The organism is Streptomyces sp. NPDC001351 (genome assembly GCF_042896045.1).
GTDB lineage: Bacteria > Actinomycetota > Actinomycetes > Streptomycetales > Streptomycetaceae > Streptomyces.
In genome coordinates this window covers 44,134-66,022 of the sequence record NZ_JBIAWS010000025.1, presented here as the reverse complement: position 1 = coordinate 66,022, position 21,889 = coordinate 44,134, and the positions used below count along the sequence as shown (strand labels likewise).

Below are 21,889 nucleotides of genomic sequence, written 5' to 3'. Positions count from 1 at the left end.
GAGCCACGCTCCAACACCACGCCCCACGCAGCTCCGCGATGGCCGTCTCGAAGTCCTCGAGCGAGTCGAATGCCCGGCAGACGGAGGCGAACCGCAGATACGCGACGAGGTCGAGCTCCTGCAACGGGCCGAGTACGGACAGCCCCACGTCATGGGTGGTCAGTTCGGCGCTACCGGTGACCCGCACCGCCTCCTCGACCCGCCGGCCGAGCAGGGCGAGCACGTCCCTCGGTGACAGGCCGCCCCTGGCATGCCTTGCGCACACCATTGATGACCTTGGTACGACTGAAAGGCTCGGTGACTCCGAACCGCTTGACCACCATGAGCGAACACGTCACCACGGCCGTGAAACGACGGGAGCAGTCCGGACACTGGCGGCGCCTGCGGATCGACCTGCCGTCGCCGGTCGTACGACCATCGACGACACGGCTGTCGGGGTGCCCGCAGAAGGGGCAGTGCATAAACCTCAAGACGTGCGCCGCACACCCCTGATCACACTCGAGCGCATGGACTTCCTGAAACTGCCCCTCCTCTCACGCGGACAGGGCATCAGCCCACCCCGCTACAAGCAGCTGATCGCAACTGCCCTGGCTACACCACGTGGACGAACCGAGCGAATGATCACCTACGCCACCTCCCCCGTCATGGCACTGACCGCAACAGCCCGCCTACTGATCTCCTCGGGTGGTTGCCGGGGGCCGATCCCCGCGGCAGGCCGGCTGTATGCGGCACGCGCAGGACGGTGGGCTGACCGCCGAGCGGCGAGAGCTTCACCGGCACATCCGCTACGAGCCCGGTGAGCGGTTCACACGCGGCGAGAAGACCGCGGTGACCGCAAGGGATCTGCGGGTGAGCGAGCGGCCGGTGCAACGCTGCCGGCGTGCCTGGCGGGAAAGCGGCACGGACGCCCCGGCCTCCGCCGGGCCGTCGAAACTGCCCAAGCCCTGTGATGGCCAGTTCGCCGAGCTGGAAAAGGAATTGACCCTGGCACCCGCCGAGCACGGCCGGGAGGACCAGCGGTGGACCGCGGCACGGACCAGAGCAGTGACCGCCGTCCGGTTCAAGACCCACTGCTCGATGGCAGCGGTCTGGCAGCTGCCGCACCGGCACGGCTGGTCATGGCAGAGTCCCGCCCGCCGTGCGCTGCAGCACGATGAGCACGCGGACGGGCCGCGGAAGAACAACGTGGGGCCACAGGTCGAACGACTGCCGCGGCACCCGGAGCCTTCGCCGTCTTCAACGACCACACCGGGTTCTCGAAGACACCCCCGACCGCCCGCACCCGGGGCCGGCGCGGACACACGCCCGTCCTGCGGCTTCGAGACCGCTCCTGACGCCACTGGCCGATCGCGGCGATGTGCTGCTACCCGCCGGGCGAGTCCTCCCGGCTGATCCACCGGCCGCGCCGCCACCGCAAATACCGGGGCAAAGGACGCGACACCTTCACCTACCGCGACAACCGCGACCTCGTCATCCACGCTCACACCCAACCCGGCGCCCCGATCGTTCCACCATGCGACAACCCCAGCACCCACCGCACCCCCGGGACACACGAGCACGCCACCACACACGACACGCCCACCACCGCGCAACTACCCCCCCACACCACACACACCCGACTCGAAACCGGTCAAAGACATCCGGCCACTGTCACAGCACACCCCGATAGCCAACACCCCCTCCACCCACGACGAACACCTCAAGCACACCCCCCCGGGGCTTACCTCACATCCAACTCCGACCCGACCCGATCGACACCCGCCCGACCGCCACCAGACCCCCACCCAACACCCGACAACAACCCAAGGAAGTCAGTAATCCTCAGGATTTCTGGCGCAGCACTCTAGCAGGGGTGACCACCACCCCGAGGAACACGATGGCTCCAACTGCAACAGCAACGGCGCGACGCATAAACTCCCCTTCATTTGAGGGACTTTGGCTGAGCCATGCCTTTCCACGGGTGACGATCTGCACGCTCCATCTCCCCCATGTGGGTTTGCTGCATCGATCCACCATCCTTCTGTTCGAAGGCACCTCGCGCCCACAGAGACCCGCTCCTTACACCTGGCTGGCGTCTTTGCCACCTGACCCGTCGGACACGCCCTAGGAAACCTGAAGGTCCGAGTGTTCGTCCTCGACTGCACCATCCACAGCTCCACACAACGGAATACCTGACGAAACCCGACTTTTTAGATGCGTCGGCGAGTGCAATCGCAAAGTAGGCGCACCCCAAAAAGCGTCACAGGGACAGGCCGCATGAGGCGCCGACCGCATCGCGTCCGACAGCGCAGCCGATCTCACGACGAAGCTGCACCGGAGCTCTCCGGTGCAGCTTCGTCGTCTCACGGCGCCGCGCACAGGCTCCACCAGGATGGTCCTCGGCAGGGCCTCGCCGTGTCACAAGCCCCTATGAGCGGGGTGCCAACTATAGCTGTTTGACCAGGTGGAAGACCTCGCCTGCCGCGTAGCGTTTGAGGTAGCGGACGATTTCACGCCGGGTCTTTCTCTCCTTGATGCGGCGCTCGTAGTAGTCCTGGGTACGCGAGTCGACCCGCAGGCGAGTGAACACGATGCGGTGGAGTGCGGCGTTGGCCTGCCGGTCGCCGCCGCGGTTGAGGCGACGGTACTGCCGGCGTCCCGAGGAACGCTCGACGGGACTGACACCGCACAGCGCGGCGAACGATGCCTCGCTGTCGAGCCGTTCCGGGTTGTCCCCCGCCGTGATCAGCAGAACGACCGCCGTGTCCGGACCGATCCCGACCACGTCGAGCAGCTGTGGGACATGCCGTTCCACGAGCCGGGCCAGACGAGCCTCTACATCCCGGATCTCCTCGCAGAGCTGGCCGATCCGGTGAGCCAGCAGGCTCAGCGTGATCCGGGCGGCTTGCACCACCGACTCCTCGCCTGCATCCTCGCGACTGCTCACACCGGTGAACTGCGCACAGGTACGGAAGAGTTCAGCATTGCCCAGACCGGCCAGTTCCTCCCGCAAGACGGGATCGGCAGTGACGAGGACGGCTTTGAGCTGGTTGATGGCCTGCGTGCGGGCTTTGACGGCCGACACTTTCGTGAGTTTGTACATTCTCGAACTCGGCCGGGTGACCGCGTGACAAGTAGCCTCCCTGGCTGCCTGAAGCAACATCAGTCCAGCAAGGTGACTCCACTCGACCCAGAGCACACCACTACGGCATCGCACTTACCTGGATCCGAAGAAGGGGACAACAGCATGTCAGAAAACACGTGGATGATGACTACGAGACCGTGGCCGGGGTCCTCAAGGAAGTTCAGCAGCGAAAGGCACGAGTCTGATCACACTGAGGCTTTTCCAACCTGCCTGCGGTGCAAGCAGCTTGGGGTGACAGAGCGACGAAGCTCCTGGTAGATGGCTTGTCAACCAAGATCAACCTACTCCGCCGGGAGCTTCACGTCCTTGTGTACCCGTCCGGGTTGGACCTGTCCACTTCCATCCTGCGTCTGGTGCGGAGGGAACTGGCTGCTCACCGCCGCCGGATCGGAACGCGCTGGAGGCGGTTGACCTGCGCCCGCCAGGCGCTGCTTGCCCTGGCTCATCTGCGATGCGGTCACACCTTCACGCAGCTCGCGGCAGGGTTCGACGTTGGCCTGGCAACAGCCCACCGCTATGTCAGCGAGGTCGTCGAGGTCCTGGCCGTGCTCGCGCCGAGCCTCCATGAAGCGATGACCGTCGCGGCTACCAAGGCGTTCGTGATCCTGGACGGCACACTGCTACCGATCGACAGGATCGCCGCAGAAACACGGCATGAACGTGCAGGCCATCACCGATCCGTTCGGCAAGGTGATCTGGGCGTCGCCGGCACTACCCGGGGCGGTGCACGACATCAAGGCCGCCCGCGCCCACGGCGTCATCGATGTCCTGACCGCCGCCAGCATTCCGTGCTGGGCGGACAAGGCCTACCAAGCAGCCGGCGGCACCGTGCGGGTGCCCTACCGCGGACGCTGGGACAAACTGTCCGTCGGGCAGCAGGCGGTCAACCGCTCCCACGCCAAGATCCGAGCCCTCGGCGAACAAGCCATGGCCACCCTGAAGTCCTGGCGCCTCCTGCGCAAACTCCGTTGCAGCACCAACCGCATCACCGACATTGTCAGGGCCGTCCTGGCCTTGCAACTCGCCACCGCAGCATGAGGCTGAGGCGACACAACACGGGCAAGACCGACCTCAACCCCTCAAGGGAGCGCGCTGACCATGGCGGACGTCACCGTTACCTACGACAAGACGGCGGATGCTGCGTACGTGTATTTCGCACGTCCACAAGCCCGTGCACAGTCGACTCGCATGTATCCCTGTGACCCGGTGGAGGTCGGCGGCGTGATCAACCTCGACTTCGACGAGCAGGGGCGCCTCATCGGTATCGAGGTGTTGGCGGCCAGTTCGAAGCTGCCAAAGTACCTGCTTGAGTCAGCGGAACGTCTGGATACCGAAGGCGCATGACGAGGTTCGACGAGGCAAGTTGCCGCAGCCGACTACTGGCCGCCGCAGGATGGTTGGAAAGGCCTCACTGTGTGCCCGGGGCCGACCAACAGGTGCCGCCACCCGGTACAAGCCCGCTGTCGCGACGCGTCTTGAGGACCGGACCGTCAGAGCCGGTGCAGTCCGATCAGCACCCTCTCCAGCAGTGCCTGGGCCGGGGCCTCGCCGGCGCCGGTCGCCGGTTCGTGGACGACGATCAGCCCGCGATCCGCCAGATCGCCGAGGAGGACCTTGGCCACGCCCAGCGGCACCGCGACGAGCGCCGCCACCTCGGCCACCGACCTCGGTTCCCGGCACAGGTCGAGCACCGCGCGGTCCCACTGCGAGTCGGCGCCCATGACGGCTCCCGGGGCGGCGGCAGTGACCACGGTCTCGACCTCGAAGTGGTGATCTGACCTGGTCCGGCCGCCCGTCCACACATAGGCGCGGACGAACGCCGCCGGTGCTCCCGGCTCCACGGTCATGGGATCCACCGGGGAAGCGGGTGTGTACGACCCGGCGGCAGCCTGCGGTGGTGGGGCCTCGCCGCTCTCGTCGTACGCCGGCTCCTGCGGCGTGTCACGCGTGCCGGAGGTCTTCCGCCTGCGTCGTCCGGTGCCGAAACTGAACGCGTTGAGCACGTCGGCGAAGGTCTGTTCGTCCTCCGCTTCCTCGTCTCTTCGAGGGCCGGACGGGTCTTGCCCGGTGCTCATGTTCTCCCCGTCCCGGCTATCGGACCGCAGCCTGCTGGACTTGCTGCAACTCAGTACGGAGTTCCGGAGTCAGCATCTCGCCGACCTGGTCGACGAGCACGGTCATCTCATAGGCGATCTGGCCGACTTCGCAGTCCGGAGCCGCCAGGACGACCAGACACGACCCGTCCCTGATCGACATCATCAGCATGATGCCGTGCTCCATCTGGATCACCGTGCGCAGCGCGTTCCCGGCGTCCACACACCGGGCGGCACCCTGGATCAGGCTGATGGCACCCGCCGCGATGGTGGAGAGCTGCTCGGCATGACGGTCCGCCAGCTGATCCGACACGGTGAGCAGCAGTCCGTCGGCCGAGATCACCACCGCGTGCGCCACGTGGGGAACTCGTTCCGTGAAGTTGGTGACCAGCCATCCGAACTGGCTCACCTCCGGGGAGTGGGATGAGGTCATGGGTTCTTCCTGCCCGTCGCCGATGGATTGGGCGTCTGATCGGGCTGCGCCCGGCGGATGCCCGACTGGTAGCTGCTGAGGAAGCTGTGGGCGCGGCGGGCGCTCGCAGCTGCTGCGTCCTCGGAGGCGGGCCGCTCGGTCCGGGCCGGGACGGACCGCGTACGCGGAACCCTTCTGGGCAGCCCGGCCCGGGTGAGGTCGGCCGACGGGTCGGGCTCCCGCGCATCGCGCCCGGCCGGGCGTCGGACAGCCGACGCGGGTCCCGGGCGATCCGACGGCTCTGGGGCGCCTGGTGCCTCGGGCAGGGACGGCGGGGCGGGCGCGGGCTCCTCCGCGGTGGCGTGCGGCACCGGTGTGTCCACACCGTTCCCGGCGCCGGGGGCTGCCGATGCCGATGCGACAAAGCCGGACCACGGCGGGGCGGTGGGCTTTTGCGAGGTGTCCTCGTCGGCCGGGGGGGGCCCTGTCGCCGCGGCGGCGGTGGCGAACGGCTGTCGCGGCGGGCGCGATGCCGCCGCACCGGTGTCCGTCCGGCCGCCGCGCGTCCGTACCGGAAGCGTGGGGACGGGGCGTTCGGCCATGATGCCCGGCCTGTCCTCCGCACGGGCCGGCGCCTGCGCCGTGACCAGCCTGGCCGGTACCAGAACACGGGCCCGCAGCCCCCTGACGCCCGGCCGCGAGCTCAGCTCGACGGCGATGTCGTGCCGACCGGCCAGGCGACCGACCACGAGCAGACCCAGCTGCCGGGACGCGGGCGCATCCACGGATGCACCCGCCGTCACCCGCTGGTTGGACCTGGCGAGGTCGCTCTCGCTCATCCCGATTCCCTCGTCCAGGATCTCGATCAGCAGCGAGCCGTCAGGCTCCCGGGTACTGCCGATGATCACCTGGGTGTGCGGCGGGGAGAACGAGGTGGCGTTGTCGAGCAGTTCGGCGACAAGCCGCCCCAGGTCACCGGCCGCGTACCCGATCACGTCGACGGGAGGGCCGGGCTGGACGAGCACGCGCCGGTAGTGCTCAATCTCGGAGACGGCGCCCCTCAGCACGGTCTCCAGCGCCGCACTGTGGGACGAGCGCACCAGAGTGCTGCCGCACAGGATCATCATGTTCTCGTTGTTGCGCCGCATCCGCGTCGCCAGGTGGTCGAGCGTGAAGAGGCTGGCCAGTTGCTCCGGGTCCTCCTCGTGCTGTTCGAGCTGTTCCATCAACCGCAGTTGACGGTCCACCAGGCCCTGGCTGCGCCGGGAGAGGTTGACCAGGGAGTTCCTGAGGTCACCGCGCAGCGCGGCCTGCTCCGCCGCCAGGCGCACGGCCTGCGAGTGCACCATGTCGAACGCCCTGGCGAGCTGGCCGAACTCCTCCGTGGTGTGCACCGGCACCACATCGATCACGGCGTCCGCCGTCCGCCCCTCGCGCATGCTCTCGACCGCGGCGGGCAGCTGGTGCTCCGCCACATCGAGTGCCGTCGAGCGCAGGACGGCCAGCGACCGCAGCAGATGCCGGCCGATCCCGAGCCCGACGGCAAGGGCGAGCAGCAGTACCGCGAAGAGGATGACGGATGCCGTGCCCGCCTGGCTGCTCGTCCGGTCCTGCAGCTCGGCCGACGTGTTGCGCAAGGTGTGGAAGAAGCCGTCCCCGACCTTGTCGACGAGATCGGCGGTGGCCTCTGAATCCCGGGTCCAGGTGCCGACCGGGACTTTCAGTGATGCCGTGGCGTTCTGCTTCGCCTGGGATGTCTGGGACGCGGCCAGCACGGTGCTGACCTCGTGGGCACGCCGGCTGACGGAGGTGCCGGTGACGGTTCGCTGATAGGCGCGCCACTCCGCAGGGGTGGCCATGGTCCGGAAGTCGTCGAGTCGGTCCTGGAGGCGGGCGTCGGCCCTCTGGAGCGCCTTGACGAGCGTCGGGGTCATCGGATGGCCGCGGTCGGGCGCCTGGAGCAGGATCGCGTGTTCGAGGTGGATCTGCTCCTCGGCCGCCTCCAGGTCGTACAACGCGGTGGCCGCCCTGGTGAGTCCGGGGGTGGAGAGCCCGCTGTCGAGTGCCTGGTCCAGATGGAGCAGCCCGGTGATGATCGTGCCGTAGTCGTTGAGCGCGGTCCAGGAGTCGATGTCGGCCGAGGCCACCTGTGCGCGCAGGCCCGGGAGACGGGCCAGCAGGCCGACGGCGTTGCGGTAACGATTCGCCGTGACGCCTTTGAGGGAGACGTCCTGCTTCCTGGTGCCGGTGACGGCGGTACGGGCGCTGTCGACGCTCCGCTCCTGCCGGCGCATACCGGCGGTGTCGTCGGCAGTGCCGGCACTCAGTCGTTCGACGGACATCGCGCGTTCCCGCTGCAGGGCCGCGAGCAGAGTCCGCAGCTCACCACGCATCCTGACCAGGCGTTGCGTGTCCGCGTAGGAGTTGGCGAGGGTGACGTCGTCATGGATCTGCACGATACCCAGGCCGCCGGCGAGCAGGGCGGGTACGACCAGTACCGCCGCGAGTTTCACCAGCAGCCGCCAGTTGCGCCACTCCACGAGTGAAGCCCACCGCGATGGCCGTGCCGGGCGAACGGCCGCATGCCTGGCCGCGGTCACGATATGAGCTCCGTACTCGGAACAGCTTGCTCGCAGGGATCTGACACGACGCTGTTTTCTCCCGGGGTTCTCGCCTGAGCCGGACGGGCACGCCCGGCAGTACAGGGTGGTGCCGGGCTGATGGCCCGACCGCCTGCGGTCATGGCATGGTGTGCGAACCCAGGAGTGGGCCTGTGTCGCGGGCGCGCCCAAGGAAGTCCATTGTTCCGTCTCCCCGTTCTCCGGCGCGGACTGATCCCCGCACGCCGACCGCCGATCTGTCAAGCGCCGTGGAACCGAGGCGAGTTTAGGACAGCCGGGCGAACGGCAACAATGCCGCTTTGCTCCCCTGGGCACGGACGCACCAAACCGTTACACAACCTGCTCCGCCCGCACGTAAGTTCGGTAAATGATGAGAAAAGAGGGGTTCAAGTCACCTTCAGTTCACGACCGTTCAAGGCATTGAATGGTCGGGCGGTTCTCAGGAGCGGAAGCTGCTCCTTCCCGTCGCTCGCCGCAGGGGGCATTTGTAGTGTCCTCCTGCCCGGATCCCCCAGGAAGAGGAACGTGACCAGACCGGCAGGGCCGCCCATCGCCGCCGTGTCCGAGCGGCCCGCCGGACGGGAGTTCACCAGCCACCGTCATGACGGCGAACCCGACTACCGCGCGATTCAGCAGAGCGAGGAATTCTCCGGGCTTCGCAGACGGCTCCGCCTGTTCGTCTTCCCGATGAGCGCGCTCTTCTTCTGCTGGTACATGACGTTCGTGCTGCTCTCCGCCTACGCCCACGGGTTCATGAGCCACAAGCTGGCGGGCGAGATCAACACGGGCACCGTCCTCGGCCTGATGCAGTTCGCGTCCACGATCGCGATCGTCCTGGCGTACCGTCGTTTCGCCCGGAAGGAACTTGATCCGGAAGTGGACAGGATCCATGAACTGGCGGGAGTCGACAAGCGATGACACAGCAGATCGCCGCCGACGTGACCGCGACCGGCAACCCCACGCTCAATCTGGGCGTGTTCCTGACATTCGTCATCATCACCCTGTTCATCGTCTACAAGGTCACCAACAGAAACCAGACGGCATCCGACTACTACGCCGCGGGCAGCGCCTTCACCGGTGTCCAGAACGGCATCGCGCTGTCCGGCGACTTCCTCTCCGCGGCCTCCTTCCTGGGAATCTCCGGGGCGATCGCCGTCCATGGTTACGACGGATTCCTTTACTCCGTCGGATGGCTGGTCGCCTGGCTGGTCGCCCTCCTGCTCATCGGCGAGAGACTGCGCAACACGGGGCGGTTCACCGTGGGTGACGTGATGGCCTTCCGTATGAAGCAGCGCCCGGTGCGGGCAGCGGCGGCCAACGCCACGCTGGTGATCACGTTCTTCTACATGCTCGCCCAGATGGCCGGCGCCGGCGGGCTCATCGCCCTGCTGCTGGACGTGCACACCAGGGGCGGGCAGGCGCTCCTCATCACCGGCGTGGGCGTCGTCATGCTCGTCTATGTGCTGGTGGGCGGGATGAAGGGCACGACGTGGGTGCAGATCATCAAAGCCGGCCTGCTGCTGGTCTGCGTGAGCTTCATCAGCGTGTTCATCATCGGCAAGTTCGGATTCAGTTTCTCTGCGCTCCTTCAACAGGCCACCCAACACAGCCCGTTGGGCGAGCGACTACTCGAACCGGGCAGCCTGTACGGCCGGAACGCGATCAGCCAGATCGAGTTCGTCTCGCTGGCCCTGTCGTTGGTCCTCGGCATCTCCAGCCTGCCGCACGTGCTGATGCGCTTCTACACGGTGCCCGACGCCAAGGAGGCGCGCAGGTCGGTGGTGTGGTGCTCCTGGTCGATGTTCACGTTCTACCTGGGAATCCTGATCGTCGGTTACGGCGCCACCGCCCTGGTCGGCTCCGACACGATCGTCAACGCCCCGGGCGGGGAGAACTCCGCAGCGCCTCTGCTCGCCTTCCGAGTCGGTGGCGTCGTGCTCCTTGGAGTCGTCTCCGCGGTGGCCTTCGCGACGATCCTGGCGGTCGTGGCCGGTCTGACCCTGGCCGCCTCGGCCTCGTTCGCCCATGACGTCTACGCCAACGTGATACGGCGCGGGAATGCCGATCCCCGGGCCGAGATCCGGGTCGCCCGCCTGACCGCGGTCGTGGTCGGTGTCCTTGCCATCGTCGGCGGCATCGTGGCCGACGGGCAGAACGTGGCCTTCCTCGTGTCGCTGGCCCTGGCGCTCGCCGCGTCCGCCAACCTGCCGACGATGCTCTACACGCTGTACTGGAAACGCTTCAACACCTCGGGGACGCTGTGGAGCATGTACGGCGGCCTGGTGTCCTGCCTCGTGCTCATCATCTTCTCACCGGCGGTCTCGGGTACCCCTACGTCGATCATCAAGAGCGTCGACTTCCATTTCTTCCCGCTCATGAATCCGGGCATCGTGTCGATTCCGCTCTCGTTCGTCTGCGGATACCTCGGCACCGTGTTCAGCAAGCACCCCGCGGATCCGGACAAGCAGGCGGAGATGGAAGTACGGGCGCTGACCGGAATCGGTGCCCGGTTGTAGCCGATTCCGACAGGGCCGGCAGGGGGTGCCCCAGCCGCTTGGCGGTCGCGCCCGGAAGGCGCCCATGCCGAAGGGCGGGTCGGCCTTCCCCACCACACCCAGGCCCTGCTCTGCCTGGCCAGACGCCGGGCCGACGTGTTGTTCGCGATGCTCCGCGACGGAACCTTCTACGAACCGCAGCCGTCGGCCACCAGTCACCTGACCTGCGGGTCTGCAAGGAGAACGACTCGATCGGCCTCGACGTCGAAGCCAAGAACCGGATGGCCGGAGTCGCCTTCCGGGTCCATCAGCACCGGCTTGCCAAGCCGCCGCCCGATCTCCCGAAGCAAGCCACAGAACACATCAAGTCGCTCCTGGCCCTGCAACTCCCGCAGGTCGACGTCAAAGTCGACTTCATCGTCGGCATGGAAACGGAAGATCGCCAACACATCGGCAGCCGGCCAGACCCGCAGCTCCGGACACTCGGCATCCGCCGCACGGGACAGCACAGCCTCCGCCCAAGGCACCGGAAGCACCCTCTCTCCCTCGGAGTACTGGCACTTCCAGCCCTTCTCCACGACAAGATCGAGGACCGCCTGCCAGGCCTCCACCGAGGCATCCGGGACACGCACGTCCGGCAACGACCCCATCAAGTCCGGGTCGAGGAAGCACTTCACGTCATCCCACAGCAGATCAGCCACCCCGCCATGCTGCCCCGGCTCACCAACCCACCGCACCCCCGTTTCCCTTGACCAAGGACATAGGGGCACCCCCCGTGGTCCGGCTGGTGGGCCGCTCGTGCCGCATCTGGTACATGCGCTCACCGTGCCGGAGGAACTCCCGCATCACGTCGCGCCGGTGCTCGGACTTCTGGGGCAGCATGGCCGGAACGCCGGCAATGGCTGTGCCCAGCACGGAGCACAGGAACATCCATCAGGGGGCGCCGAGGTACACCGCACCGCCGACGGCAGCCCGGCCGCCGAGCATCCCGATCGCCCGGACGGGGAAAGTCCCGGCACCCGGGCGGTTCCCCCTCCGGTGTCCCTCGTCACGGTCGTCACCGTTCGGCCAGCAGACCGGTGAGGACGCGGTCCGGGGTGAGGGGGAGTTCGCGGAACCGGATGCCGGCGGCGTGGTGGACGGCGTTGCCGAGGGCGGCGGCGGTCCCGACGATGCCGATCTCGCCGATGCCCTTGCTGCCCATGGGGTTGAGGTGCGGGTCGTCCTCCTCGATCCAGTCGGCCTCGATGCCGAGGACGTCGGCGTGGGCGGGCACGTGGTAGGAAGGCGAGGTCGGCCTCGGTGAAGTCGCCGAACGGAGCGTCCATGGTGCTGCCCTCGGTCAGGGCCATGCCCAGGCCCATGATCATGCCGCCGACGAACTGGGAGCGGGCGGTGCGGGCGTTGAGGATCCGCCCGGCGGCGAAGACGCCGAGCAGCCTGCGGGCCCGGACCTCGCCGGTGACGGTGTCGACGGCGACCTCGGCGAAGTGGGCGCCGAAGGCGTGCCGGGCGTACGGGGACTCGGCGTCCGCCCGGCCCGCGGTGTCGGAACGGACCAGGAGGCCCTCGGCGGGCAGCGGGCCCGGGTGCTCGGCTAGCCGGGTCGCCAGACCGGCGCACGCCTCGTGCACGGCCCAGCCCCAGGAGGCGGTGCCGGAGGAGTCGCCGGCCAGCGACGCCTGGGGCAGGTCGCTGCGGCCCACCTCGGTGCGCACCCGGTCCAGGGGCGCGCCGAGGGCGTCGGCGGCGATCTGGCCGAGGACGGTGCGGGCGCCGGTGCCGACGTCGGCCGCGTTCACCCTGATGACGAAGGTGCCGTCGGGCAGGGCCTGGGCGGTGGCGTTCGACGGCCGGACCATGACCGGGTAGGTCGCCGCGGCCACTCCGGTGCCGATGAGGAGTGGGCCCTCGGGCCGGGAGCGTGGGCGCGGGTCGCGCCGGTCCCAGCCGAAGCGGCGGGCGCCCTCGCGCAGGCACTCGGCGAGGTGCCGGCTGCTGAACGGCTTGCCGCTGCCGGGTTCCCTCTCCGGCTCGTTGCGGATCCGCAGCCCGACGGGGTCCACGCCGAGGGCCCCGGCGAGTTCGTCGACCGCCGACTCCAGGGCGTACATGCCGGGGGCCTCGCCGGGGGCGCGCATCCAGGACGGGCTGGCGACGTCCAGCGGCACCACCCGGTGGGAGCTGAGCAGGTGCTGGGCGGTGTACATGACGCGGGACGGCACCGCGGCCTGCTCCACGTACTCCCTGACGTGCGAGGTGTGCGTGGTGACCTCGAGCAGCACCGCGGTGAGGTGTCCGTCGGCGGTGGCGCCGAGGCGCAGCCGGTGCAGGGTGGGGGCGCGGTGGCCGACGACGGTGGGCATGTACCGGCGGGGGTAGGCCACCGTGACCGGCCGGCCGGTGTGCCGTGCGGCCATGGCGGCGAGGACGACGTCGGGGCGTGGGGTGCCCTTGGAGCCGAAGCCGCCGCCGACGTGCTCGGCCACCACGGTGACGTGCTCCTCGGGCAGGTCGAAGAGACCGGCGAGCACGGACTGGACGGTCGTGCTGCCCTGGCTGGAGGTGTACACGGTCAGCCGGTCGCCGTCCCAGTGCGCGGTGCTCGCGTGCGGTTCCATGGGGTGGTTGTGCAGGGGCGGCACCCGGTACTCGGTGTCCAGGCGGACGTCGGCGGCGGCGAAGGCGCCGTACGGGTCGCCGTGTTCGAGGCGGCCCGGCTGAGCGCCCCCTTCGGGCTCGTAGGCGTCCGGGTGGTCGGGGCGGAGTACGACGTCGTGGTGCTCGGTGGCGTAGCCGACGCGGACGGCCCGGGCGGCGGCGCGGGCCGCCTCCAGGGTCTCGGCGACAGCCAGAGCGACGCACCAGCCCCGGTGCGGCACGTGGCTGTTCTGCAGGACGGCGAGGGTGGCGTCGTCCGTCTCGCCGAGGCGCGGGGCGTCGCCGGGGGTCAGCACGGCGAGGACGCCGGGCAGCGCGAGCGCGGCCGAGGTGTCCACGCCGGTGACCCGGCCCCGGGCCACGGCCGCTGGCACGGGCCAGGCGTGGACGCGGCCGGGCACCGGGTACTCGGCGGCGTAACGGGCGTTACCGGTGACCTTCTCCCGCCCTTCCCGCCGCCCGGCGGGCGCCCCGAGGGCGGTGCCGGTGCGCGGGGTGGGGTGGGGGTCCTGTTCCAGGGCGCCGGTACGGGGCTGCCGGCCCTCGCCGGACTCACCCGAGGCGGCGGAGGCGGCGCGGGTGACAAGGTCGTCGTGCGGCATACCGGTCCCGGCCCGCGGATCGTCCCGGGGCAGCCCGGTGGCGGCCATCGGATCGGCGTGCGGCAGATCGGTCCCGGGCAGCGGGCCGCCAGGCTCCAGTGGGTCGTTCGCCATCGGTTCTCCTGGGGTCGGCCGGGTCCGGAAGAGGTCAGGCCGTCGCGGGTGCGGGGGCGAGGCGGTTCAGGACGTCCAGGGCGAGGTTGCGGGCGAGGGGCACCTTGTAGGCGTTGTCGCGCAACGGCTCGGCGCGGTCCAGTTCCAGGGCCACGGCGCCCTCGAAGGCCTCGGGGGTCGCCGCCGCGCCCAGCAGCGCCGTCTCCGCGTGGTGGGCTCGCCAGGGCCGGTGGGCGAGGCCGCCGAAGGCGAGCCCCACCTGGTCCACGACGCCGTCCGCGACCCGCAGGACGACGGCCACGGAGGCCAGCGCGAAGGCGTACGAGGCACGGTCGCGGGCCTTGCGGTAGGCGGAGGGCACACCGGCCCGGGCGGCCGGCAGCAGGACGCCGGTGATCAGCTCACCGGGACGGATCTCGGTGTCCCGCTCCGGACGGACCCCGGGCAGCCGGTGGAAGTCGGCCGCCGGGATGCTGCGCCCGCCCTCGGCGCCGTACAGCTCGACCCGGGCGTCGAGGGCCGCCAGGGCGACGGCCATGTCGGAGGGGTGGGTGGCGATGCAGTGCGGGGAGTGGCCCAGTACGGCGTGGTCGCGGTGCACGCCGTCGCGGGCACCACAGCCGCTGCCCGGCTGCCGCTTGTTGCAGGGCTTGTCGAGGTCCTGGAAGTACGGGCAGCGGGTGCGCTGGAGCAGGTTGCCGCCGGTCGTGGCGGCGTTGCGGAGCTGTCCGGAGGCGCCCGCGAGGAGCGCCCGGGACAGCACCGGGTAGCGGTCGCGGACCAGCGGGTGGGCTGCGAGATCGCTGTTGCGGACGGTGGCGCCTACGCGCAGCGAGCCGTCCGGCAGTTCCTCGACCGAGTCCAGCGGCAGCCGGCCGACGTCGATGAGGACGCCAGGGGTCTCCACGCCGAGTTTCATGAGGTCGACGAAGTTGGTGCCGCCGGCGAGGTAGTGGGCGCCAGGGTGGGCCGCGTAGGCCTCGACGGCCTCCTCGACGCCGGTGGGCCTGAGGTATTCGAAGCCTTTCACCCGATCACGTCCTCCACCGCCTCGACGATGCGCGGATAGGCGCCGCACCGGCACAGGTTGCCGCTGAGCCGCTCGCGGATCTCGGTCCCGTCCAGCGGTACGGGCCGGCCGGAGGGCTCCGCCGGGTCGGTGACGTGGGACGGGTGACCGGCAGCGGCCTCGGCGATCATGCCCACGGCGGAGCAGATCTGCCCGGGTGTGCAGTAGCCACACTGGAAGGCGTCGCGTTCCAGGAAGGCCCTCTGGAGGGGGGCGGATCCTCGCCGTCGCCGCCGAGGCCCTCGATGGTGGTGACCTCGCTGCCGTCGAGGGTGACGGCGAGCAGCAGACAGCCGTTGACGCGGCGCCCGTCCACCAGGACGGTGCAGGCGCCGCACTGGCCGTGGTCGCAGCCCTTCTTGGACCCGGTGAGGCCCAGGTCCTCGCGGAGCAGGTCCAGCAGGACCCGCCGGTGGTCGACGAGCAGGGTATGAGGTTTGCCGTTGACCCGGAGGGTGATCTCCGAGTGCGGGTCGAGCGCTTTTTCGCTGGTCATGGCAGGGAGGGTCTTCCGGACGGGTCGTGGTGTCCGTGCACACCGCGTATCCAGGCTGCGACGCCTCACACGTCCCGGCCACTCCAGGGCACCCCGCGGCCCCCGTCGCCGGGCCGGTCTCGCCGCCGCGTCCAGGTCGGCGCCGTGCTCGGTGACGAGGTTCAGCTGCTCGCTCCACAGCCGGTAGACCGCCGTGACCGTACGGGACGCCTTCCCCAGCCGTGGCTTCGCCGCCAGCCAGTCCTTGTCTGTGGCCCGCTTCGCCACGCTGATCAGCTTCACCTGCATCAGCAGCGCGAACAGGTCCAGCGCGTCATCGATCGCGGACGCCTCCAGATGCCGGACCACCGATGCCAGCAGCACGGTGCGCTACGAGGCCCACCGCAACGCCGCCTGGGCGGCATTTCCCGATGCCGAGCCTGTCTTCAGGAAACTCGCGCCCGACTACCGCCTCGGGATCGTCTCCAAATCATCCGCCGAGCACCAGCACGACAAGCTCCACACCATCGGCCTGCTGCCCTACCTCGACAACGCGCTCATCTGCTCCGACCAGCACGGCGCCGCCAAGCCCGCACCGAGCATCTTCCTCGCGGGCTGCACCTCCCTCGGCCTCCCACCACACGAACGCCGAGGCCTGCCGCCAGGCCACACGGCGCACGTGAGACGGCAGATCGACCGGTCGGTTGTCCCGGTGTCCGCCGCGAGCCGGAAAGCCTTGCTGAGGCCCGGCAGTTCACTGACAATCCGGTCGACCCAGGCGCAACAGAAAGCCCTGGCTGTACCCTGTCGCCCACTGTGCGTGAGGAGTTGACGACGCAACACGGGGGATACGCGCATGAGTCTGCGGGCAATGCCGTTCGAGGACGAGGACGAGCAGCGACGGCTGTCGGTGTTCCACCTGGTGGGCCTGGCGGCCGGCGGGGTGATCGGGTCGGGCTGGATGCTGGGCGCCAACGAGGCGTTCTCCAAGGCCGGTTCGGACGCCTGGCTCGCCTGGCTGTTCGGCGGTCTGCTGATGCTGCTGATCGCCGGGGTGATGGTGGAGCTGGGCACCGCCGCGCCCAAGACCGGCGGGCTGATCTTCCTGCCGCTGCAGAGCAGCGGCGCGCTGGTGGCGACGGTGGCCGCGGCCGGGCTGTGGCTCGTGTACGCAATCAACCTGGCCAGTGAGGCCGTCGCGATGACGAAGGGCCTGTCCGCCTGGAAGGTGCACGGCCTGCTGGACACCTCCGACACGCTGACCGCCCAAGGGTGGTGCTACGCGCTGGTGTTCATGGCGGCGATCTCGGCGGTGAACCTGGTCGCCCCGCGGATCTTCTTCCGGATCAACTCCTGGCTGACGGTGCTGAAGGTGGTCGTCCCCGTCCTGACCGTCGTGCTGCTCATCGCGGCCGGCTTCGACCACCAAAGCGGCCTCGCGGCGAGCGAGCACAGCACCGGAAAAGGCGCCGCAGCAGCGCTGACCGCGGTGGTGGGCAGCGGTGTCATCTACGCCTACGTGGGATTCCAGGGGCCGTTGGACTTCGCCGGGAACGTCAAGCGACGGGGCATAGGCGAGGCGGCCCGGCTGCGGTGGGCGGTCTTCGGCACGATCATCGGTTCGATGGTGCTGTACATAGCGCTGCAGATCGTCTTCACCCGGTACCACGACGCCGAGTGGTCCACGGCCAACATGGGGTCGTCGCCGTACGCCCATTTCGCCTCCGCTGCCGGGCTGTTCTGGCTCGGGGTGCTGCTCCGGGTCAACGGCGTGGTCTCGCCCATGGGCGCTGGGCTCGTCTTCGCGCACGCCCTCACGCGCGAGGTCGCCGCGCTCAGCCGCGCCCATCTCACGCACCGGGGGCTGCAGACCGCCCGTAAGGCGTCGCTGAAACGGCGTTACGACGTCTACTGGCTGGTCCTGGTGGTCGACTTCTTCGTCGCCGGGATCGCGCTGTGGGCGGTCGGCGGCAGCTGGTCCACGCTAGTCGCCGTCACGGGCGTGCTGACCCTGGTCGTCTACGCCGTCCCGGCCGTGGCCCTCGTCTCCCTGCGCGCCCATCTGCCCGGCCACTCCCCCAGACGCCGCGACACCCCCGAGATCCTTGCGCGGGCGAGCTTCGCCCTGATAGCGCTGATCCTCTACGGGGCAGGCTGGAGCCCCCTGTGGCGGGGCATGGTGGCTCTCGCGGTGGGCTGCGCGCTGCTGCTGTGCCTGCCGAGCGTGGCCCGCCTGCTGCCCGCCTTCGGGCGGATATACGACGCCAAGGTGCATGTGACGCTGTTCCGTGACTGGCGCACCAGTCCCGCCGCTCAGGCGGCCCTCTGGCTGATCGGCCAGCTGACAGTGCTGGTGCTGCTGACCCTGCTGCTCGGCGACTCCCCGCTCCGCTTCCACCACCGGGTCCTGGGCGGCTTCCTGGCCGTCGCCTCGGCGCTCGTCTGCTTCGAGGGGCTGGTACGGGCGTCCAGGCGGCACATGGTCGACATCCCGCCGATGCTGCCCGCCCCGGGCCCGGTCGCCGTCGTCGCGCCGCCCGTCAGCGCAGTGACCGAATGACCTCCCTGGCCTCCGCCTCGAAGCCCCGCCTGGTCAGCTGCTCGACCGCCTGCTCCCGGCGGTGGGCGTCGGACCAGCGGCCCACGGTGGCCCGCAGCAGGAAGTGCCGGTCCTCCTGAGGCATGTTCGCGGTCCCGAGGCGGTCGACGATCACCGCGACCTCCTGCGGTGTGACCCGCTGTTCGTTCTCCAGGCAGCGCTCCAGCAGGTCCCAGCCGTCCCGGTCGAGGCCCGTGTCGTACAGCCGGGCCGCGATCTCGGCGATCATCTCGCCCGAACCGGCGGGCGCCCGCACGGGGTCGGCCGGGTCCGCCAGCTCCTTGCAGGCCAGGTAGACGGCCTCCGTCCGGCCGGCCGCCCGCAGCCCCGTCACGTACTCGACGAACAGGTCGGGCTCGGCGCCCTGGCCGAGCACCTGGGCCGCCAGGCGCTGGGCGATCGTCTGGGCCGCGCGGTTGCGGTCCCGGGGCCGTTCGATCTTCTCCAGCAGGGCGACCAGGTCGGCACCGGAGCGGCCGTCGGTGTGCACGGCGGCGGCGACGCGCAGCAGGCGCCGGCACTCGGGCGGGGCGTTGACCTTGCTCAACGCCCTGTCGAGACGGTCGAGTTCGCCGGGCGTGCGCGGCCCCTCGTACCAGTCCGCTCCCCTGGACACGATGTCGGCGAGCAGTTCCTTCGTGGTCCGGGTGAGGGCGTCGGACTCGTACCAGATCCTGACGATCTCGGCGAGGTCCTCCATCCGTTCGCGCGCGGCGACGTGCCGGCGGATGTCCGCGCACTTCTCGGTGTGCGGGGGCCTGGCCAACTGGCCGCAGATCTCGGCGATGTCGTGCCGGGTCCGGCGCCGGCCGACGTGTTCCACGAGGGTGTCGGGGGTGTCTGTGCGGGTGGCGATCAGCCGGGCGATGATCCGCCGGGTGTCGTGCACGTCGTCCTCGAGGTCGAGCTGTTCGTCGAACCACCTCTCCAGGATCGGCTCGGAGGGGCTGAGGTGGTGCAGCGCCCCGGCGAGGTCCTGGAACTCCCTGGGCACGATCTCCGACGCCGGCAGCGCGTCGTTGTCGATGATCGCGACCAGCGTTCGGCGTAGGAACTCCGTCGCCTCCTCGTCGCACTTCTCGTCGCGCAGGGCGATGTAGAGCAGCGCCTTGTCGAGGTTGGTGCGGCCCGAACCCGGTTCGGTGAACGCGCTGATCGTGCGGTCCACCAGCTCGGGCGCCGCGGCCCGGCGGCACTCCCGGACGAACACGGCGACGTCCAGGACGGTCCGCTGGCAGGCGATGTCGTGGATGACGCCGTGCGTCAGCCGGCGGCCGTCGCCGCCGCTGCCCCGCTCGGCCTCCCACTGTCTGATCGCGAGCTCCGCGGCCTGCTTGATGTGCCGGCCCAGCGCCGCCGTGGCCAGCACGCTGACGGCGTCCCGGTAATCGAAGTGCCGTGCGGAGGCGATGAGTTCGTCGACGGGACGCAGTACGGCGAAGGCGTACAGGGAGCGCACCGCGGTGGCCGGACGCGGCTGCTCGCCGCCCTCGTCCGCGGGCCCCTCGCCCTCGCGCATGGCCCGCATGCGCTCCACGAAGACGTCGACCGGGCAGGTGGCCACCCACTCGTAGCCGCGCCACGCCTCCCTGTCCCCGCTCTCCTCGGGGGTCTCGGAGCCCCGGGCCCACAGGCCGTCGTTCATACGCGCAGTGCCTTCTCCACCTTGCTCCAGTAGCGGGCGAACGCGTGCGGCCGGAACATCTCGTTCGCCTTGACGTCTATGTGCCGGGCAAGGTGCTGGCTGGCGTCGTCCGGGCGGGAGCTGAGGAGGGCCACGACATCGCCGGTCTTGCGCTCGTCGCGCAACAGCTCGGCGAGGTGGGCGTCCCGGTCCAGCATCAGTGTCCTGACCCAGTCCTCGGGGTCGACCGGGAGGCGCGGGGGCAGGTCGCGCCGCATGGGCTCCATCCGGTTGGTGAACAGCGGCGCGCCGTCCCGGGCGTCGTTCAGCGACATCCGCGGCACCTGGTGCCGGGCGGAGGGGCAGCTCGCCATCTCCCTGCGGACGGCCTCCCGCAGCAGGCCGATGGTGAGCCGGGGGTTGTGGTCCTTCGTGCCGCCCTGCAGTATCCGCAGCAGATGCCCGCTGAACGGCGTGCAGTTCGCCAGGTCCCCGGGAAGCGCCGAACAGCCCTCGGCGGGCGCGAAGTTGGCGTTCTTCACGGCGGTGAAGACGCAGGTCCCCTCGTCCCACGCACCCAGCACGCCCGGGAGTTCCGGCTCGTTGCCCAGCTGGGGCAGCAGGTTGGAGTAGCAGCAGTCGGCGATCAGGACCTTGAGCCTTGCCCTGGCCTTGCGCATCACCCGGTAGACGTACCAACTGGACAGCCACGTCCAGGGTTCGTCGCGGTGGGATGAGCCCACGGAGAAGTGGACCTGGGCGCCGGGCAGGTCGCTCCAGTACTGGCCGTGGCCGACGTACACGACCAGCAGGATGTCCTCGGGCCCCGTCGCGTCGGCGGCTTCCTGCAGCGCCCGCATGACGCCGTCCGCCGACTGGACCTCGTCCGTCCCCAGGACCCGGCAGCTGTCCGCGCCCCACATCGCGTCGTCGGCCAGCACCTCGCCGTACATGCGCGCGCTCTCGCCGATCGACGGATGGCTGTCGATGCCCGAGTCCGGGGCGTACGCCGCCGGTCCGATGACCACCGCCCTGGATGCCATGTCACCCGTCCCCGTCTTCCGAACCGGTCAGGGGGGCTACGTCCACCGAGGCCTCCGGCGGCGGGTCCAGCCGCTCGCTCCGCCAGCGCTCGACGACCTTCTTGGCGGAGTCCACCGCGGCGGACACGGCCAGCTCGGTGGCCTTCCCGACCACGGCGACGAGGACGATCTCCACGATGCCACCGGTGAGGACACCGTCCTGCTCGACCTCCCGCGCCCGCCACTCAAGACCGGTCTCCGCCTCCAGTTCCGCGAGCAGCCGCTCCCGGTCGTCCAGCCCGGTCAGCCCGCCGACCGACACCGAGATCCTCGTACCCATACCGCCTCCCCCGCGCCAACGCCCGTACCAGCCTACCCACTTGAGCAAGCCCCACCACGACCTGCACCGGAGGTGCGGGGAGCGGGCAGGGGGCGCGGAGGGTGCGCGGAGGGTGCGCGGCCGAAGTCACTGTGCGGCAAGGCCACCAGGAGCCCGGCCGGGGACCACTACCTCAGAAACACTCGGGTCACCGACTGCGTCGACGTCCGATGAGCAACGCTCGCGTCGTGGCCCCCGCCGCCACGGACTTACCTGTGGCCAGCTCGAATGTGGCGCGGACGACCTTGAGTTCCGCGCCCCTGTCCTGCTGCTCGCGGGCGAGGCGGATGGCCGCGCCTGCGCGGACGGGGAGGAGCCAGCCGAGGAACTCTGCGTACCGAAGTGGACGGCGGCCGTCGCGGCCACTGACCCGTCTCACTGAAGGTGAACCACGTCGGGGCTGTGACCAGCGGTGGTTCAGATTGTGCGAGACGGAGGCGCGGTCGGCGTCTCGCTCAATCTGAGTTTTGAGGGCCAGGACTTGTCTCGCGTTTGGTGACGAACTCGTCGAGGAGCTGGAACAGGACCTTGATCGCGTGCTTCTCGTCCTTGGGGGGCAGGTCGGCGATGTTGTTCCAGCCCTCTGGGAGCGCGATATG

Annotated in this window: 16 protein-coding genes and 4 pseudogenes; 7 read left to right on the top strand and 13 right to left on the bottom strand. The window is 69.7% G+C overall.

The window, feature by feature from the left end; genetic code table 11:
* Positions 1–25: 25 nt before the first annotated feature.
* Positions 26–461: pseudogene (gene nrdR, locus ACFY1U_RS48785) on the bottom strand (transcriptional regulator NrdR); the annotation flags it as partial.
* A 262-nt stretch (positions 462–723) separates the two neighbouring features.
* On the opposite strand from nrdR, the gene ACFY1U_RS48780 reads away from it, so the two are divergent.
* Entirely contained in the window at positions 724–1,392 is a 669-nt protein-coding gene (locus tag ACFY1U_RS48780) for a winged helix-turn-helix domain-containing protein (protein WP_390700550.1), read from the top strand.
* A 429-nt stretch (positions 1,393–1,821) separates the two neighbouring features.
* On the opposite strand, the gene ACFY1U_RS48775 is transcribed toward ACFY1U_RS48780, so the two are convergent.
* Together ACFY1U_RS48775 and ACFY1U_RS48770 are read right to left on the bottom strand one after the other, a co-directional pair.
* Positions 1,822–1,974, bottom strand: a complete 153-nt coding sequence (locus ACFY1U_RS48775; protein WP_390700549.1) for a hypothetical protein — start codon at positions 1,972–1,974, stop codon at positions 1,822–1,824.
* A gap of 451 nt (positions 1,975–2,425) precedes the next feature.
* On the bottom strand, positions 2,426–3,082 hold the full coding sequence (locus tag ACFY1U_RS48770) for a transposase (RefSeq protein WP_390700548.1): 657 nt from the start codon (positions 3,080–3,082) through the stop codon (positions 2,426–2,428).
* Between the two features lie 317 nt (positions 3,083–3,399).
* On the opposite strand from ACFY1U_RS48770, the pseudogene ACFY1U_RS48765 reads away from it, so the two are divergent.
* Both ACFY1U_RS48765 and ACFY1U_RS48760 read left to right on the top strand, forming a co-directional pair.
* Positions 3,400–4,162, top strand: a pseudogene (locus ACFY1U_RS48765) (transposase family protein).
* 60 nt (positions 4,163–4,222) lie between these two features.
* Positions 4,223–4,468 carry a DUF2283 domain-containing protein gene (locus ACFY1U_RS48760; protein ID WP_390700547.1) on the top strand — a complete coding sequence of 82 codons (246 nt, stop codon included), beginning with the start codon at positions 4,223–4,225 and terminating at the stop codon, positions 4,466–4,468.
* Positions 4,469–4,614: 146 nt separating this feature from the next.
* Here the strand turns inward: ACFY1U_RS48760 and ACFY1U_RS48755 are convergent, their stop codons facing one another.
* Genes ACFY1U_RS48755 through ACFY1U_RS48745 form a run of 3 tightly spaced genes read right to left on the bottom strand, consistent with a single transcriptional unit; the run spans position 4,615 to position 8,169 of the window.
* Complete coding sequence (locus ACFY1U_RS48755; RefSeq protein ID WP_390700546.1) at positions 4,615–5,199, bottom strand: DUF742 domain-containing protein; 585 nt, start codon at positions 5,197–5,199, stop codon at positions 4,615–4,617.
* Between the two features lie 16 nt (positions 5,200–5,215).
* Positions 5,216–5,650 (bottom strand): roadblock/LC7 domain-containing protein, encoded by a 435-nt coding sequence (locus tag ACFY1U_RS48750; RefSeq protein WP_390700545.1) that lies wholly within the window; start codon positions 5,648–5,650, stop codon positions 5,216–5,218.
* Positions 5,647–8,169, bottom strand: coding sequence for a nitrate- and nitrite sensing domain-containing protein (locus tag ACFY1U_RS48745; protein ID WP_390700544.1), 2,523 nt, complete (start codon positions 8,167–8,169; stop codon positions 5,647–5,649). The genes ACFY1U_RS48750 and ACFY1U_RS48745 overlap by 4 nt, the downstream gene beginning before the upstream one ends.
* A gap of 606 nt (positions 8,170–8,775) precedes the next feature.
* Between ACFY1U_RS48745 and ACFY1U_RS48740 the strand changes: the two genes are divergently transcribed.
* Together ACFY1U_RS48740 and ACFY1U_RS48735 are read left to right on the top strand one after the other, a co-directional pair.
* On the top strand, positions 8,776–9,168 hold the full coding sequence (locus ACFY1U_RS48740) for a DUF485 domain-containing protein (RefSeq protein ID WP_390700543.1): 393 nt from the start codon (positions 8,776–8,778) through the stop codon (positions 9,166–9,168).
* Positions 9,165–10,766 (top strand): cation acetate symporter, encoded by a 1,602-nt coding sequence (locus ACFY1U_RS48735; protein WP_390700542.1) that lies wholly within the window; start codon positions 9,165–9,167, stop codon positions 10,764–10,766. The genes ACFY1U_RS48740 and ACFY1U_RS48735 overlap by 4 nt, the downstream gene beginning before the upstream one ends.
* A gap of 194 nt (positions 10,767–10,960) precedes the next feature.
* On the opposite strand, the gene ACFY1U_RS48730 is transcribed toward ACFY1U_RS48735, so the two are convergent.
* The 4 genes and pseudogenes from ACFY1U_RS48730 to ACFY1U_RS48715 all read right to left on the bottom strand — a co-directional run bounded on the left by ACFY1U_RS48730 (position 10,961) and on the right by ACFY1U_RS48715 (position 15,687).
* Positions 10,961–11,446: a hypothetical protein gene (locus tag ACFY1U_RS48730; RefSeq protein WP_390700541.1), complete on the bottom strand. Its 486-nt coding sequence runs from the start codon at positions 11,444–11,446 to the stop codon at positions 10,961–10,963.
* A 356-nt stretch (positions 11,447–11,802) separates the two neighbouring features.
* Positions 11,803–14,008 (bottom strand): annotated as a pseudogene (locus ACFY1U_RS48725) (xanthine dehydrogenase family protein molybdopterin-binding subunit).
* Between the two features lie 148 nt (positions 14,009–14,156).
* Entirely contained in the window at positions 14,157–15,152 is a 996-nt protein-coding gene (locus tag ACFY1U_RS48720) for an FAD binding domain-containing protein (RefSeq protein ID WP_390700540.1), read from the bottom strand.
* Positions 15,149–15,687 (bottom strand): annotated as a pseudogene (locus ACFY1U_RS48715) ((2Fe-2S)-binding protein). Before ACFY1U_RS48715 ends, ACFY1U_RS48720 begins: the two are co-directional and overlap by 4 nt.
* 364 nt (positions 15,688–16,051) lie before the next feature.
* On the opposite strand from ACFY1U_RS48715, the gene ACFY1U_RS48710 reads away from it, so the two are divergent.
* Both ACFY1U_RS48710 and ACFY1U_RS48705 read left to right on the top strand, forming a co-directional pair.
* On the top strand, positions 16,052–16,498 hold the full coding sequence (locus ACFY1U_RS48710; RefSeq protein WP_390700583.1) for an HAD family hydrolase: 447 nt from the start codon (positions 16,052–16,054) through the stop codon (positions 16,496–16,498).
* Positions 16,499–16,522: 24 nt separating this feature from the next.
* Positions 16,523–18,226: an APC family permease gene (locus tag ACFY1U_RS48705; RefSeq protein ID WP_390700539.1), complete on the top strand. Its 1,704-nt coding sequence runs from the start codon at positions 16,523–16,525 to the stop codon at positions 18,224–18,226.
* Here the strand turns inward: ACFY1U_RS48705 and ACFY1U_RS48700 are convergent.
* From ACFY1U_RS48700 to ACFY1U_RS48690, 3 genes are read right to left on the bottom strand one after another with little or no spacing between them, the layout of a single operon-like run.
* Positions 18,207–19,910, bottom strand: coding sequence for a hypothetical protein (locus ACFY1U_RS48700; RefSeq protein WP_390700538.1), 1,704 nt, complete (start codon positions 19,908–19,910; stop codon positions 18,207–18,209). The two genes, ACFY1U_RS48705 and ACFY1U_RS48700, sit on opposite strands and share 20 nt — an antisense overlap.
* Entirely contained in the window at positions 19,907–20,932 is a 1,026-nt protein-coding gene (locus ACFY1U_RS48695) for a hypothetical protein (protein ID WP_390700537.1), read from the bottom strand. The genes ACFY1U_RS48700 and ACFY1U_RS48695 overlap by 4 nt, the downstream gene beginning before the upstream one ends.
* Before the next feature lies 1 nt (position 20,933).
* The gene (locus ACFY1U_RS48690) at positions 20,934–21,251 is read right to left on the bottom strand and encodes a hypothetical protein (RefSeq protein ID WP_390700536.1); all 318 of its coding nucleotides are present in this window, start codon (positions 21,249–21,251) and stop codon (positions 20,934–20,936) included.
* Between the last annotated feature and the right edge of the window lie 638 nt (positions 21,252–21,889).

Bases quoted from the DNA above. Each gene is read 5' to 3' on its own strand.
- ACFY1U_RS48780 (WP_390700550.1), top strand. From the start codon at position 724: ATGCGGCACGCGCAGGACGGTGGGCTGACCGCCGAGCGGCGAGAGCTT.
- ACFY1U_RS48705 (WP_390700539.1), top strand. From the start codon at position 16,523: ATGAGTCTGCGGGCAATGCCGTTCGAGGACGAGGACGAGCAGCGACGG.
- ACFY1U_RS48755 (WP_390700546.1), bottom strand. From the start codon at position 5,199: ATGAGCACCGGGCAAGACCCGTCCGGCCCTCGAAGAGACGAGGAAGCG.
- ACFY1U_RS48735 (WP_390700542.1), top strand. From the start codon at position 9,165: ATGACACAGCAGATCGCCGCCGACGTGACCGCGACCGGCAACCCCACG.
- ACFY1U_RS48770 (WP_390700548.1), bottom strand. From the start codon at position 3,082: ATGTACAAACTCACGAAAGTGTCGGCCGTCAAAGCCCGCACGCAGGCC.
- ACFY1U_RS48690 (WP_390700536.1), bottom strand. From the start codon at position 21,251: ATGGGTACGAGGATCTCGGTGTCGGTCGGCGGGCTGACCGGGCTGGAC.
- ACFY1U_RS48695 (WP_390700537.1), bottom strand. From the start codon at position 20,932: ATGGCATCCAGGGCGGTGGTCATCGGACCGGCGGCGTACGCCCCGGAC.
- ACFY1U_RS48700 (WP_390700538.1), bottom strand. From the start codon at position 19,910: ATGAACGACGGCCTGTGGGCCCGGGGCTCCGAGACCCCCGAGGAGAGC.
- ACFY1U_RS48750 (WP_390700545.1), bottom strand. From the start codon at position 5,650: ATGACCTCATCCCACTCCCCGGAGGTGAGCCAGTTCGGATGGCTGGTC.
- ACFY1U_RS48760 (WP_390700547.1), top strand. From the start codon at position 4,223: ATGGCGGACGTCACCGTTACCTACGACAAGACGGCGGATGCTGCGTAC.